This is a genomic window from Anabaena sp. UHCC 0451 (assembly GCF_034931405.1).
Classification (GTDB): domain Bacteria; phylum Cyanobacteriota; class Cyanobacteriia; order Cyanobacteriales; family Nostocaceae; genus RDYJ01.
This window is the reverse complement of the sequence record NZ_JAYGHA010000037.1, coordinates 1-15134: the sequence shown is the minus strand read 5'-3', so window position 1 is coordinate 15134 and position 15134 is coordinate 1. Positions and strand designations below refer to the sequence as shown.

Genomic DNA, 15134 nt, shown 5'->3' with positions numbered 1-15134 from the left:
GGGATTAGGGTAAAAATTTATACCTGTTTACCAGTCCCCAGTCACCAGTCCCCAGTCACCAGTCCCCAGTCCCCAGTCCCCAGTCCCCAGTCACCTAGCTCCTCAACCTCCGCTTACGGGTGGAATGAGTACGACTTCATCACCATCTTTGAGAGATGTGTCTGATTCAACAAAAATCAGATTGATGCCAAAGCGGGTAACATCACGCCATTTGCTTAGGTTTGGGTGTTCGGAGATGATGCGATCGCATACCGCTTTTACTGGTGTACCATGAGGAAATTCCAGCACTAATTCCGTAAGACCGTAAGCTTCTTGATAGGCAGCAAACAATTTAACGGTTATGGTAATTACAGATTGAGACATACAATAATTTTCCTCACACCCTGATTTAGTAAATTATTAAAATTAAGTAGAATGCAAGCCGAATTCAATTTTTTTCAGCACTGGTATCCTCTCTCACCAATTGAAGACCTTGATCCACAGCGGCCAGTTCCCGTAACTTTATTAGGAATTAGATTAGTGATTTGGAAGCCCAGATCATCTGAGAATTACCGGGTATTTTTAGATCAGTGTCCCCATCGTCTAGCACCTTTAAGTGAGGGTCGTATTGATGATAAAACGGGGAATTTAATGTGTAGTTATCATGGCTGGGAATTTGATGATCAAGGTATCTGTACTCACATTCCCCAGGCGGAAAATCCTGAAGTTACCGCTAAAAACCAGCAAAATTTTTGTGTGATTTCTTTCCCAGTCCGTCAAGCAAATGATTTACTCTGGGTATGGCCGGATGCAAAGACACCAGAACTAGCTGCGAATACACCCTTACCTTTATCACCACAAGTAGATGCAAAGAAAGGCTTTGTATGGTCTTCTTTTGTTCGTGATTTAGAATACGATTGGCAGACTCTAGTAGAAAATGTAGCAGATCCTAGTCATGTTCCTTTTGCTCATCATGGGGTACAGGGTAATCGAGAAAACGCACAACCCATACCTATCAAGATTATACAATCAACAGCAAATTTAATTGAAGCAGATACTTCTGGGCGTTTTCAAACTTCAATTTCTTTTGAACCTCCCTGTCGCTTGGAATATGCGATCAATCTTCCTAACTCAGATAAACAAATCGGACTAGTCACTTACTGTATTCCTGTGTTACCAGGTAAATGTAGAATTGTGGCACAGTTTCCCCGCAACTTCGCCAAAACATTTCAGCGTTTAACACCCCGTTGGTGGGAACATATCAAAACTCGGAATCAAGTTCTCGATGGCGATATGATGCTGTTAAATCAGCAAGAATATTTACTTCAACAAAAACAATTAAGTGAAAGTTGGAAAACTGCCTATAAATTACCTACAGGTGCGGATCGTTTAGTAATTGAGTTTCGGACTTGGTTTGATAAATATTGTCACGGTCAACTACCTTGGGAAGAGGTAGGTATTGGTAATACAGAAACTAAAATCAATGACAATCGTCTTGAGATGTTGGATCGTTACAAACAACATACTCAGCATTGTAGTAGTTGTAGAACAGCATTAAAAAATCTGGAACGATTGCAAATTGGACTGTTAGCCTATTTTGTAATTACTGTCTCTGGAGTTGCGATTCTTCCTGATGATTTGCGGATTAAGGTCGGTTTACCATTAATAATTACAGCACTTTTAGGAATGGGTGTTTATTCCTGGTTGAAATTTTCGCTTATTCCTAAATTTTATTTTGTGGATTATATCCATGCTGAGAAATGATCCAAAAAAAATTTGCAGGAAAGCAGAAAATATGCAATTAAAATTTCATCAAAATTTTATCAAATTCTAATTCCCAAACGCTCAAAATCTTGCTGGATTTCGCTTAACAGAGTTTTGTTGTGAGGATCTGTTTTTAAAGCCTTTTTGAGATAGATTCTGGCTTTTGGCAATTGTTTTTCATTAATAAGCGCCCTTCCCCAAATCTGATAGGATATAGCTTGCCATTGGCGTACTTCTATATCTCCTGGTAGTCTAGCAGCTAAAGCTTCAACTAAAGCGATCGCTTGGGGAAAACGTTTTTCCTGTAAAAACCGCTGCAACTGCTCATAAGTTTTCCATTTCAGGCGTTGTTCTATATCCTCTACCGTCGGTGGGTATGGCATCACTGTTGTTTTTGATGCTGAGTCTGGCTGTGTTGCCTCAGTGTAACAACCCACAGAATTTGACGAGGTAAATGAACTATGAGATTTTGGGGCTATTTCCTCTGGCGGTACTACCGTTTGCAGAAATCTATAAGCCTCCGTCAAAGCAATAAATTTTTCTTTAGATTTTTCATCATCTGGGTTGGTATCGGGATGATATTGCCGTACCAGTTTGCGGTAAGACGATTTGATTTCAGCAAAAGAGGCTCCCGACCTCAAGCCCAATAAACGGTAGCAATCTCCCAAATCCATGTTGCTTTTACTCCAATTCAAAATCCAAAATTAAAAATTCAAAATGAAGAATTCCTACCTTTGAATTTTCAACTTTGAATTTTGAATTTATTTTTCCCTATTTACACCCTGTCTTCAATCACACGGTCAATTAAACCATATTCTTTGGCTTCTTGAGCAGACATGAAAAAATCTCGATCCATGTCTTTTTCAATCTTAGACAAAGCTTGACCAGTGTTATCAGCATAAATCTGATTTAGCTGACTACGAATTCGCAGAATTTCTCTGGCTTCAATTTCGATGTCAGAAGCTTGTCCGCGAGTACCACCGGATGGTTGGTGAATCATAATCCGGGAGTGGGGTAAGGCCATGCGTTTGCCTTTAGCGCCAGCTGTTAACAGGAAAGAACCCATGGAAGCAGCTAATCCAACGCAAATGGTAACAACATCAGATTTGATGTGTTGCATGGTATCATAAATCGCCAACCCAGATGTTACCATGCCACCGGGGGAATTGATGTATAAGTAAATATCCTTACCTGGATCATCTGAATCCAAATAAAGCATAACGGCGATAATTTGGTTAGCAATTTCATCATCTACATCCCGTCCCAAGAAAATAATTCTTTCCCGGTAGAGACGGTCATAAATGCTAATCCAATCTGTATACTGTCCTCCGGGCATCCGGTAAGGAACTTTAGGAACGCCTATAGGCATTTTTACGACTCCAGTTTTAATTAGTTGTCAGTCATTAGTCAGTGGTCATTAGTCATTAGTCATTAGTTATTAGTTATGAACAACTCACTTCTTGTAACTCCTGACTCCTGACTCCTGACTCCTTGATCTCCTTTTTAAAGCACACTTGCAGGGAGTGGGGGGTTGGCGAGTTCTTCTTTTTCAAACACGCGGTCAATTAAACCGTACTCCTTGGCTTGGTAAGGAGTCATGTAGAAAAGACGATCCATGTCTTTGGAGATTTTTGCTGCATCCTGTCCCGTGGTATAGGAGAGAATTTCCAGCATTGATGCTTTGTTTGCCAAAACTTCTCTAGCGCGAATTTGAATATCCGTTGCTTGGCCTTGGGCGTAGCTTTTGGGCTGATGCAGGATAATGTTGGCGTTGGGCAAACTAGCACGACAGCCTTTTGTACCGGCACTGAGAAGCATTGCGGCCATACCCATTGCCGAACCGATGCAAATCGTATAGATGGGAGGCTTGATGTATTTCATGGTGTCATAGATAGCGAAGGCTTCGGTTTCAAAACCGATAGGTTCACCACTATAACCAGAAGTGCCGGTGGAGTTGATGTAGATTTTAATTGGCTTTTCGGGGTCGTCGGATTGTAAAAATAGCAATTCAGCAACAATCAATTCCGTGACCGCAGGTACTAGTGGCATACCCAGATAGACAATTCGCTCCTTTAATAGTAGGGAAGGTAAATCTGGTGGCGGTGTCCGGTAGGAGCTATCGCCGTAATAGGGGGCTTGTACAGCCTTGATGGGGGAAATGTCCATAGGAACTGAATCGCCTGAAACTATGCCGTTAACTGTATTACATCCTAGCGCGATGCTTTAATAATTTAGGGTGTGGATTTCTCACTGATGGTCAAGAAAGCCAGATCACTAGGGTATTTTGAATATTATGCTATGTTTTCGTTTTCGAGAAACCAGATGTAAGTTGGGACGGTCAAAACCTTAATAAACCCATTTTCCGTAGCCATTAGGCTACCTTTTGGAGTTATCAATTAAATAGATATAGATAATCTCGATAGGAAAAATTGGCTTATGAAGGTTAACTTGCAGCCTACTCTAAATGATGCTAATTTAGACGCGAATCAACCAAGTAGTCAACGTCAGTTGGCGGTTTCGATTTCTGCGATTGGCGAAACTCTAGATCGCAGTGTGCCATTAAATTTATGCTTAATTCTTGATCATAGTGGTTCGATGAATGGGCGATCGCTGGAAACTGTGAAAAAAGCAGCTTCTTTGTTGGTTGACAGACTCAGTTCTGAGGATCGTCTGAGCATAGTTGTTTTTGACCATCGTGCTAAGGTTTTAGTCCCTAATCAGGTGATTGCAGATCGAGAATACATTAAACAGCAAATTAATCGCCTCACGGCTGATGGGGGAACGGCGATTGATGAAGGCTTGCGGTTGGGGATTGAGGAGTTAGCCAAGGGGAAAAAAGACACTATTTCCCAAGCATTTTTACTTACTGATGGGGAAAATGAACATGGTGATAATAATCGCTGTTTGAAATTCGCCCAATTGGCAGCCAGCTATAATTTAACTCTCAATAGTTTAGGATTTGGTGACAATTGGAATCAGGATATTTTAGAAAAAATAGCTGATGTGGGGCTGGGGAATTTGTCTCATATTGAACAACCTGATCAAGCTGTGGATAAGTTCAATCGCTTGTTTACTCGGATGCAAACAGTGGGATTGACTAATGCTTATCTGTTATTTTCACTGATGCCAAATGTGCGTTTAGCGGAACTTAAACCCATTGCCCAGGTTGCCCCAGATACGATTGAGTTACCAGTACAACCAGAAAATGATGGTCGGTTTGCTGTGCGGCTGGGGGATTTAATGAAAGACGTGGAACGGGTAATTTTGGCTAATATTTATTTGGGACAGTTGCCAGAAGGTAAACAGGCGATCGCTAATGTGCAAATCCGCTACGATGACCCCGCACTCAACCAAACTGGATTATTTTCCCTGAATATGCCAGTTTATGTCAATGTGGGACGCATTTACCAACCGAGTGCCAATCCCGAAGTGCAACAGTCGATTTTAGCTTTAGCCAAGTATCGCCAAACCCAGTTAGCTGAAACGAAATTACAACAGGGCGATCGCGCTGGGGCGGCGACAATGCTACAAACGGCAGCAAAAACGGCTTTGCAAATGGGAGATGCCAGTGCAGCAACGGTGTTGCAAACTTCGGCCACTCGCTTACAAGCCGGGGAAGAGTTATCCGCAAGCGATCGCAAAAAAACCAGGATTGTCTCAAAAACTGTGTTGCAGGATGCTCCTCCTAAATGAAAGTTCAATTACTATCGGCATTAAATGATACCAATGTTGATGCGGCTCAATTGAGTAACCAGCGTCAACTAGAAATTTCCATTTCGGCTATTGCTGATGAGCTTGACCCCAGTTTACCCCTGAATTTATGCCTGATTCTCGATAAAAGCGGTTCTATGCACGGCGAACCCCTGAACACCGTGATTCAGGCAGTAGAACAATTACTGGATCAACTCAAACCAGGCGATCGCATCTCAATTGTGGCCTTTGCGGCAACTTCTGAGGTCATTATCCCTAATCAAATCGTCCAAGACCCCGAAACTATCAAATCCCAGCTACACAAGAAGCTGAAAGCTGGTGGTGGCACAATCATTGCTGAAGGTTTATCTTTGGGAATTACAGAATTACTCAAAGGGACAAAAGGTGCTGTTTCTCAAGCATTTCTGCTGACAGATGGGCATGGTGATGGGGGTTTAAAAATTTGGAAGTGGGAACTAGGACCCAATGACAACAAACGTTGTTTAGAACTGGCACAAAAAGCCACTAGGGTAAATCTCACTATCAACACTTTCGGTTTTGGCAATGACTGGAACCAGGACTTGCTGGAAAAAGTGGCCGATGCTGGTGGTGGTACTCTCGCTTATATTGAGAGTCCCAAGCAAGCTGTAGACCAATTTAGCCGTTTATTCAAGCGGATTCAGTCTGTGGGCTTAACCAATGCCCATTTGCTGCTGTCTCTGGTCCCTGGTGTGCGACTAGCTGAACTCAAACCTATTGCCCAAGTTGCCCCAGAAACCATTGAGTTACCAGTGGACATAGAAGCTAATGGTAGCTTTGTTTTCCGTTTGGGAGACTTAATGAAAGGTGCAGAAAGGGTAGTTTTAGCAAATATCTATCTGGGACAGTTGCCGGAAGGTAAACAAGTAATTGGACATATCCAAATCCGTTACGATGATCCAGCTATTAATCAAGAAAGTTTACTTTCTCTCTTGATGCCTGTCTATGCCAATATCACTAAGGCTTACCAACCTGCCTTAAATCCCCAGGTCTTACAGTCGATTTTGGTATTAGCTAAGTATCGGCAAACTCAGGTAGCAGAGACAAAATTGGAACAGGGCGATCGCATCGGTGCGGTAACAATGCTGCAAACAGCCGCTAAAACTGCTTTGCAGATTGGTGATACCAATGCTGCAACTGTGCTGCAAACTAACGCTACTCGTCTACAAGCCGGTGAAGAACTCTCGGAAGCAGACCGCAAGAAAACCAGGATTGTATCAAAGACGATTTTAAGGGAATAAGTAATTAGGGTGGGCTAAAAAGCCTGCCCTGAAGAAGGTAAAAAATCAAGGGTTTTGATGCTAGTCTAAATATAGAATGTTATGTAATTTGGCAACAACAATTTGTTAACATTTAACTGTAGAAGTGAATATGCGCTTTTATATAAGCTATAACTAGCTGAGAGTATTAAGCCAAACAGATTATGTCAATAAGGCTTGATTTGGAAGAAGACAAAAAATATTAACTTTAATGGCAATGAAGAGTCTAAAAATTCCACAACCATATCAATTCGGTATTAAATTAATTATAGAAATTGACGAACCTATATTTGATCGCCTACTGAGTGCAATAACAGAAGTTCATCCTTTTGTAGATATAGCTAGTTTAGCATTGAAAATCTCTCCAAAAATAGAGGAAATCCCTATTAATGATTTAGAGGAGATTTTAAGAGCAATTCGTTCATTTTACTCTCTTCGTACGCAAGAAAACCTTAAAAATACTGAAATAATTACAGGGTTAATTGATGCTGTTTCGAGTGATGAGACATTTTCAGAATTATCTTCTGAAGAATTAGAAAATTTTGAAAAACGACTGACTAAATTATTAGCAATTGATGGCTCTATAAGTATTTCATCTAAAGCCATCACCTTATTGCAAGAATACGACCATATATTTTCAAGTTCACGTATTGTTAACGATATAAGACCTATTTTCAAACCAGAAAATGAAAAAGAAATAGCTGGAGCATTGATAGTTCACACACTAAAAATTGCGTACCAAGATGCAGGTGATTTAAGAGAGTTTTATGTAGCATTAGATTCAGCAGATGTAAAAAATTTACAAGAGCAATTATCTCAATGTCTAATAGAAGGAGATGCCATTCAGGCTATGCTAGAAAAAGCTGATGTCCTTTATCTAGATCCTCACTCTAGTTCAAAATAAGGAGAAAAAATGGCTGTTAAAAATCTAGAAAAGCAAAGTCCAAAAAATTTGTTGCTTAACGAATTTAGTAGATATAGAAAAGGTTCTTCCGATGATTCATATATTCAATATTTTCAAAAATATCAAGAGCCGAAATGGCTAACAGAAAATAGTCAACGATCTGATAAGTTCAGCAAAATTTCTAAATTCTACACAATAAAAAACATTCTTGATGTCAACAGATTTTTGCAAGATCATTCAAACCTGATAGATGTGCTGGTAGAAGCTCATCCACAAATAAGAAAGTATTTCCCAACTGAGAAATTACGATTAAAGTTGTACGTTGATCCTGAATCTCCTGAATGGGATAAACTGGTACTTTATATCTGTGCTAGTCCAGAATCTGTTGATCAAGCTCTAAATCAACTAGATGAATTGGATGAAAATTGGTGGATAGATGCTTCATTAGGGGTTGCTGTAAATCTTTGTATTCATTTGGACTTTGAATGAAATTTGATTGGTCAAGTTATTTAGAGGTTGCAGAAACTTTATATAATGAAGTAATTAGTACCTCAAATCAGGCAAATAGTGCATCAATTAATGAAGCTAAAATACGCTCTTGTAGTGGTAAAAAACCATAGAATTGTTTTTAAAAACAGAAGAAAGTAATTTATGATAAAAATATCAAATATTCATCATGTTGCTATTATTTGTTCTGATTATAAAATATCCAAAAAATTTTATGTTGATATTCTTGGTTTTAAAATAATTCACGAAACCTTCCGCAGCGAAAGAAATTCCTATAAATTAGATTTACAAGTAGGAAATACTCAAATTGAATTATTCTCCTTTCCCACCCCTCCCCAAAGACTTAGTAAACCCGAAGCTTGTGGTTTGCGACATCTCGCTTTTGCAGTTGAGAATATTGAGGAATCTGTTAGTTATTTAAAAGCCCATAATATCGAAGTTGAAAATATTAGAGTTGATGAAATTACAGGTAAAAAATTTACCTTTTTTCAAGATCCTGATAATTTACCATTAGAAATTTATGAACTGAGTAAGTTTAATTTAATCATCAGAGAATATAGAAATTCTGATACTGAGATGATCATGAACTTATTTTATAATACAGTTCATGAAATTAACATTAATGATTATACTCAACAACAGGTAAATGCTTGGGCTTCAGAAACGATGGATTATGAATTTTGGCATCAAAGGTTAAAAATCAAATTACCTTATGTTGCTGAAAATAATGGTGAAATTGTTGGTTTTGCAGAATTAGACCCTGATGGTCATATTGATTGTTTTTATTGTCATAGCAAATATCAAAGAAAGGGTATTGGTACAAAACTTTTGAATCACATAGAAAATATGGCAAAATCGCAAGAAATGAAGAGATTATATGCAGAGGTTAGTATTACTGCAAAACCATTTTTTCAAAAGTATGGATTTACTGTAGTTAGAGAACAACAGGTAGAACGGAGAGGGGTGTTATTTACAAACTATGTAATGGAAAAATACTTGTAAGTTACTTTTAATTTATTAATAATTTTTGTAAAACAGAAACAGATTTCGGGATTTGCTGTTTTATTAAAATTTCTAACAATTCATCTAAATTGATTGGAGGTTTTTTTTAAGGTATTTAATTGATTCTTAACAGCTTGACAAACCAGATCAGAATTAAGGTCAATTAAATGCAAAATAAACTCATCTGGATGCTGTGCTTTAATACCATATTGTCCAATATTTTTAGAAGGAAAATCTTTTAAATTAAAAGTAACAATTATTTCAGCATCACTTTTAATAGCTGCTGCTAAAACATGGCGATCATCTGCATCTGGAAGTTCTCATTCATCTTTATGATAAATGACTTTGTACTTACCGGAACGATTTACACCAGTACGAGAAGCGTGTGCATTTTTGCGAACCCTCAGTTTCATGATTCTAACTCGTTTGTGTTGAGGTAATGATATTTATACATATATTCTCAATGATACCATATTTTTATGATAAAGCTTGTGATTAATTCTGTAGGTTGGGTTGACTTTAGGAAACCCAACATCAACGAATAATAATACATAAGTTGGGTTGCATTTCATTTAGACCAGTCTACAAACTTTACTCAGGTGGAGGATAGCCTCCATTTATTAATTTCCCAATAAGCCTATTAAAAACCCTGATAAAGAAGTAAAATCTTCATTTTCATATATAAAACTACAAATCTTATTCTTAAAACTTTCATCTGAAAATCCTTGTTCTTCCGCACATTTTTTTATAACCATAAATAGACCTTTACCATTTTTATCCTTTGACGATTTCTCGTCTTTTTTATAGTCTTTTAAAATTGAATCAAGACTTTTCGTATTAAAATATGTATCTCCAAGCTTTTGAATAAAACCTACATCAGGTGTATCAATCAATTTCGTTTTCAAGAATTTCTCTATACTTTTGATTGGAAGATATTCTTTTTTTAAGCCATAATATTTTGAGCCTTGTTGATATTTTCTTTCACACTCATCCTTTATATCTCCATCGAGAATAGAGAAGATTCTACAACTTTCACCAGCTAATTTAGATGTCTTAAATTCGTGGTGCATTACAAGAACTTGTTCCCAACCGCCACAAGGTAGTATTTTTATTAACCTTTTATTTTTAAGAGAATGTTTTGTAATAATTTCATCTACAATGTATTTAGCAAGTTCATCTTCTACAAGTAAAACGAAATCAAAACCATCGTTTGTATATAAACTTCTTGTCACATATGCTGGATAACATGGATGGATGATTTGAAGATTATTATCACAATTGCTTTGTATATGATATATACTATTTGGTTTTATATTATGAATAATTTGCACGGAGTGGGTAGCTATATATATACAAACTTTATAATCATTTGAAATTTCAGTCAGAAATTTTAATAATCTTTGTTGTGCAGATGGATGAAGAGCAATTTCAATTTCATCAATTAATATGAGACTTTTATCATAATTTTCTCTGTTATGTCTTAATTTAATTCTTTTTATCTTTTCACTAATAAAATTTAGTAAACCAATTAATAATAACTCTCCAGAACTCATAAAGAATTGAGAAATTAAGCGTCCTTGTTTTTCTAGAAAGTAGGGTTGTCCTTCAAAACGATATATTTTTTGAGCTAATTGTTTGGTTTTAATTATTTTTAACCCAGAATAAAAATTTTCATCATCTCTCAATATTTCTCCAAGATTCTTGATGATAAAACTATCTGCATTACGTAATTCATCTTCTTTTGGATAATCATTTCTGTTCAAAATTAATTTATGAACATCTGAAAACCTAGAACCGAACATTAGGCTTCCCTCAAATAATCCATCCAGGATTATCACTTCATCTTGTGAGTTAGATAGCTTCCATTTTTTCGTCTTGCTCCATATATTTTCCTTACCAGCAAATCTATATTTGATATGGCTACTTCCGTTACCGTCATTTTTAAAAAAGCGATTCAAAGAATCTTTGGCAACTAATTGTGCTAAAGCAGAAAAAATTGTACTTTTGCCAACACCATTTTCTCCTGTTATAGCATATACACCTTCTTGAAAAGGAAGTTCAATTGAAAACTGCTTAATATTTTTGAGATTCTTAATTTCTATTTCTATCATATACAGCACCATTCTAGTTTGTTTTAAGTGTTATATATTTTACCATATATAGCATGAAAATACTATAGTAAGATGTAATTTATAATATGTATACTATTATGTTATGATGACAGATTTTATCTGTAGGTTGGGTTGACGCAAGGAAACCCAACATCAACCAACAATAATAAATAAGTTGGGTTGCATTTCATTTAACCCAACCTACAAAAACCTAACCCAAAACGAAATTCACCAACTTACCAGGAACAACAATTACCTTTTTAACTTCCTTCCCTTCAAGATAACGCTGTGCAACCTCCGACTCACGGGCATATTTTTCCAACTCAGCTTTATCAGCTTTTACAGGAACTTGAATAGAACCGCGAGTTTTACCCATAATTTGAATTACCAAAGTAATTTCATCAGCTATCAAAGCCGCAGGATCAAAACTTGGCCAAGTTTGAGTATGCACAGAATTTTTATTCCCCAACAATTGCCATAATTCATCACCAATATGCGGTGCAAAAGGCGCTAACATAATCACCAAAGTTAGAATCCCTTCCGCGTAAATTGGGGAATTATGACAATCAGCATCAGTCAAGGCATTACTTAACTTCATTAATTCCGAAATAGCCGTATTGAATTGATATTCATCTACCACATCTTCCGTAATTGCTTGAATCGCAATATGAATTGCCCGACGCAAATCTTTTTCTGCTTTATTTAATTTATCAACTTCCGCTTTTTGCTGACAAACTCCCGCAGCAGCATAATCAGTTACCAACCGCCAAACGCGATTTAAAAAGCGGAATTGTCCCTCAACATCAGCCTCATCCCATTCCAAATCTTTTTCAGGAGGTGCTTTAAATAAAATGAACATTCTCGCCGTATCAATGCCATATTTATTAATCACATCTTCCGGTGCAACACCATTTCCTTTTGATTTGGACATGGTAGCATAGAGACGTTGTAAAGGTTCTCCAGTTTGTGGATCTACAGGATTATTAGAATCAACTAAATTAGAAGGAATCCATTTATCCTTACCACCTTTATTTGGGTTCATGTAAGTTAAACCCTGAACCATTCCCTGAGTTAATAGGCGTTGAAATGGTTCATCAAAGTTAAACAAACCCCTATCTCTCAATACTTTGGTGAAGAAACGCGAATACAATAAATGTAAAATTGCGTGTTCAATTCCCCCCACATATTGATCAACCGGCATCCAATCATTTACTTTACCAGAATCAAAAATCTTTTCTTCATTCTTTGCGTCAGGATAACGCAAGAAATACCACGAAGAATCAATAAAAGTATCCATTGTATCGGTTTCCCGTTTCGCAGGAGTACCGCAAGTTGGACAAGGGACATTTACCCAACTTTCTAATTGTGCTAAAGGTGAACCACCACGGCCACTTAATTCAATATCTTCAGGTAATTGGACAGGTAAATCTTTGTCAGGTACAGGCACAATTCCACATTTAGGACAGTGAATCACAGGGATAGGTGCGCCCCAATAACGTTGTCGAGAAATCAACCAATCTCTGAGGCGATATTGTATTCTTAATTTACCAAAGTTTTGTTTTTCGGCAAATTCGATAATGGCTTTTTTCGCATCTACAGAATTCATGCCATTAAAGTCACCAGAATTAACTAAAATTCCTGCTTCTGTGTAGGCTGATTTTAAAGTTTCTTCTGCACCAATTTCCGGGACAATTACAACTTTGATAGCTAAATTTTGTTCTTTAGCAAATTTGAAATCTCGCACATCATGGGCTGGTACACCCATTACCGCACCTGTACCATATTCATAGAGAACATAATCTGCAATCCATACGGGTACTTCTTCCCCAGTGAAGGGGTTCATCACTTTTCCACCTGTAGGAATACCGCGTTTTGGTTTATCTTCCGCAGTGCGTTCTAACTCGCTTTGGTTGCTGACTTCCTTAATAAAGGCTTCTACTGCTGCTTTTTGTTCGGAAGTTGTCACCACTTGAGTTAAAGGGTGTTCTGGGGCTAAGACGACGTAACTCACGCCATAAACGGTATCGGGACGGGTGGTATAAACGCCGATTTTTTCCTCTGAACCAACAATGGGAAATTCTAAATATGCACCTGTGGATTTTCCTATCCAGTTGGCTTGCATTAATTTTACCCGTTCCGGCCAACCTGTGAGTTTATCCAGATCATTTAATAATTCTTCGGCGTAGTCGGTAATTTTAAAAAACCATTGACGCAGTAATTTACGTTCTACAATTGCGCCACTGCGCCAAGAACGTCCTTCATTATCAACTTGTTCATTTGCTAATACAGTTTGGTCAATGGGGTCCCAATTAACTGCGGCTTCTCTTTGATATGCTAAACCAGCTTGTAAAAATTGCAGAAAAATCCATTGTGTCCATTTGTAATAATCTGGCGAACAGGTAGCAAGTTCAGTTTCCCAATCTAAGGATAAACCCAGGCGTTGTAATTGTTGCCGCATTTGGGCAATATTCTGATATGTCCATTTAGCAGGGGGTACACCTCGATCAATGGCGGCGTTTTCTGCGGGTAGTCCGAAAGCATCCCAACCCATTGGATGTAATACCCGATACCCTTGCATCCGTTTGAGGCGGGCAATCACATCTGTAATTGTATAGTTGCGAACGTGACCCATGTGCAAGCTTCCAGATGGGTATGGAAACATGGAAAGCGCGTAGAATTTTGGCTTATTTTGATCTTGAGGCGTTTTATCTAAGCCAAGTTCTAACCATGTTTGTTGCCATTTTTCCTCAATTGTAGCTGGTTGGTATAACGTTTTTTGGGGGGACTCCACAACTAAAACTCCTAATACTGTTAACTAATCTCGCTATTGTGGCATAATTGTAGATATCAGACATTAAGAGTGAAAATTAAATAATTAAATCAGCTATATAGCCATCGCATCCTTAACCCCAAGAATCACCCAGAAAATAAGATACAATGGGCAGGGCTATCGCTATTGTTAATAGTACAGAAAAATTAGTAAAATCTAATAAATGTCAATAATATGAGATTCTAACCGTCAGAATAATCTTTATTTAATCGGCGAGAAAAATAATAATGATACAATCAATCCTAAAATTAATTACATCTGATGAATTTATTACTCAATATGGTGACAGCTATCCCTATGAACTCATTGATGGGGAATTAATTGAGATGGAACCCACAGGACCACATGAACAGGTATCATCTTTTATTGGCAGAAAAATGAATGTAGAAATTGATCATTATGATGTACCTTACTTTATCCCCCATCGCTGTTTGATAAAACTACTGGGAACAAACACAGCCTTTCGTCCCGATGTGATCATATTAGACCAAACACAACTAATCAATGAACCATTATGGCAACAAGAACCTGTAATTACATCAGGAAAATCAATTAAACTAATTGCTGAAGTTGTCAGCACAAACTGGCAAAATGATTATGCTCGCAAAGTTGAAGATTATGCCCTATTAGCTGTTCCTGAATATTGGATTGTAGACTATTTAGGCATTGGTGGTAGAGAATATATTGGCAAAACCAAGCAACCAACAATTACAATTTGTACGTTAGTAGAGGACGAATATCAAAAGCGATTGTTTCAAAACAACGATAAACTGGTTTCCTCAGTCTTTCCCAACTTACAATTAACAGCAAAACAAGTCTTTGCTTCTGCTTGTGCCATAACCTAAATATAGGAAACGAATTAATCAAATGTTTTGGTTTGATTATTTATTTTAAATCCCATAATTAAATTAGGTGTATAGCGAACTGCTTGCAGCAGCGCTTCGCTATCGCATCCTTCACCATAAGCATTCCTCCAAAAGTTAGCGAAAATAAGATACACTGGGCAGTGTGATGCCTGCGGCGAGCGTAGCTATCGCTATTGTTAATAG

Annotated in this window: 13 protein-coding genes and 1 pseudogene; 8 read left to right on the top strand and 6 right to left on the bottom strand. The window is 37.5% G+C overall.

Annotated features, from left to right (window positions below; translation table 11 throughout):
* Window positions 1–102 precede the first annotated feature (102 nt).
* Entirely contained in the window at window positions 103–363 is a 261-nt protein-coding gene (locus VB694_RS21700; RefSeq protein ID WP_323362413.1) for a MoaD/ThiS family protein, read from the bottom strand.
* Between the two features lie 51 nt (window positions 364–414).
* On the opposite strand from VB694_RS21700, the gene VB694_RS21695 reads away from it, so the two are divergent.
* A complete protein-coding gene (locus tag VB694_RS21695) occupies window positions 415–1743 on the top strand; it encodes a Rieske 2Fe-2S domain-containing protein (protein ID WP_323362412.1) in 1329 nt (442 codons plus the stop codon).
* Between the two features lie 59 nt (window positions 1744–1802).
* Here the strand turns inward: VB694_RS21695 and VB694_RS21690 are convergent, their stop codons facing one another.
* From VB694_RS21690 to VB694_RS21680, 3 genes are all read right to left on the bottom strand, one after another.
* Window positions 1803–2417: a J domain-containing protein gene (locus VB694_RS21690; protein ID WP_323362411.1), complete on the bottom strand. Its 615-nt coding sequence runs from the start codon at window positions 2415–2417 to the stop codon at window positions 1803–1805.
* A 101-nt stretch (window positions 2418–2518) separates the two neighbouring features.
* The gene (locus VB694_RS21685) at window positions 2519–3112 is read right to left on the bottom strand and encodes an ATP-dependent Clp protease proteolytic subunit (protein ID WP_323362410.1); all 594 of its coding nucleotides are present in this window, start codon (window positions 3110–3112) and stop codon (window positions 2519–2521) included.
* A gap of 134 nt (window positions 3113–3246) precedes the next feature.
* Window positions 3247–3909 carry an ATP-dependent Clp protease proteolytic subunit gene (locus tag VB694_RS21680; protein ID WP_323362409.1) on the bottom strand — a complete coding sequence of 221 codons (663 nt, stop codon included), beginning with the start codon at window positions 3907–3909 and terminating at the stop codon, window positions 3247–3249.
* Between the two features lie 270 nt (window positions 3910–4179).
* On the opposite strand from VB694_RS21680, the gene VB694_RS21675 reads away from it, so the two are divergent.
* The 6 genes and pseudogenes from VB694_RS21675 to VB694_RS21650 all read left to right on the top strand — a co-directional run bounded on the left by VB694_RS21675 (window position 4180) and on the right by VB694_RS21650 (window position 9144).
* Window positions 4180–5436: a VWA domain-containing protein gene (locus VB694_RS21675; RefSeq protein ID WP_323362408.1), complete on the top strand. Its 1257-nt coding sequence runs from the start codon at window positions 4180–4182 to the stop codon at window positions 5434–5436.
* Window positions 5433–6713, top strand: a complete 1281-nt coding sequence (locus tag VB694_RS21670) for a VWA domain-containing protein (protein ID WP_323362407.1) — start codon at window positions 5433–5435, stop codon at window positions 6711–6713. Before VB694_RS21675 ends, VB694_RS21670 begins: the two co-directional genes overlap by 4 nt.
* A 229-nt stretch (window positions 6714–6942) precedes the next feature.
* On the top strand, window positions 6943–7635 hold the full coding sequence (locus VB694_RS21665) for a hypothetical protein (protein ID WP_323362406.1): 693 nt from the start codon (window positions 6943–6945) through the stop codon (window positions 7633–7635).
* A gap of 9 nt (window positions 7636–7644) precedes the next feature.
* Complete coding sequence (locus tag VB694_RS21660; RefSeq protein ID WP_323362405.1) at window positions 7645–8124, top strand: hypothetical protein; 480 nt, start codon at window positions 7645–7647, stop codon at window positions 8122–8124.
* Window positions 8125–8289: 165 nt separating this feature from the next.
* A pseudogene (locus tag VB694_RS21655) lies at window positions 8290–8670 on the top strand (VOC family protein); the annotation flags it as partial.
* 48 nt (window positions 8671–8718) lie between these two features.
* The gene (locus VB694_RS21650) at window positions 8719–9144 is read left to right on the top strand and encodes a GNAT family N-acetyltransferase (protein WP_323362448.1); all 426 of its coding nucleotides are present in this window, start codon (window positions 8719–8721) and stop codon (window positions 9142–9144) included.
* A 620-nt stretch (window positions 9145–9764) separates the two neighbouring features.
* Here VB694_RS21650 and VB694_RS21645 read toward each other — a convergent pair.
* Together VB694_RS21645 and leuS are read right to left on the bottom strand one after the other, a co-directional pair.
* A complete protein-coding gene (locus VB694_RS21645) occupies window positions 9765–11255 on the bottom strand; it encodes an AAA family ATPase (protein ID WP_323362404.1) in 1491 nt (496 codons plus the stop codon).
* Between the two features lie 211 nt (window positions 11256–11466).
* Window positions 11467–14046 (bottom strand): leucine--tRNA ligase, encoded by a 2580-nt coding sequence (leuS, locus tag VB694_RS21640; RefSeq protein WP_323362403.1) that lies wholly within the window; start codon window positions 14044–14046, stop codon window positions 11467–11469.
* A 266-nt stretch (window positions 14047–14312) separates the two neighbouring features.
* Here leuS and VB694_RS21635 point away from each other — a divergent pair, with 266 nt between their 5' ends.
* On the top strand, window positions 14313–14930 hold the full coding sequence (locus VB694_RS21635; RefSeq protein ID WP_323362402.1) for a Uma2 family endonuclease: 618 nt from the start codon (window positions 14313–14315) through the stop codon (window positions 14928–14930).
* The last annotated feature ends 204 nt before the right edge of the window (window positions 14931–15134 follow it).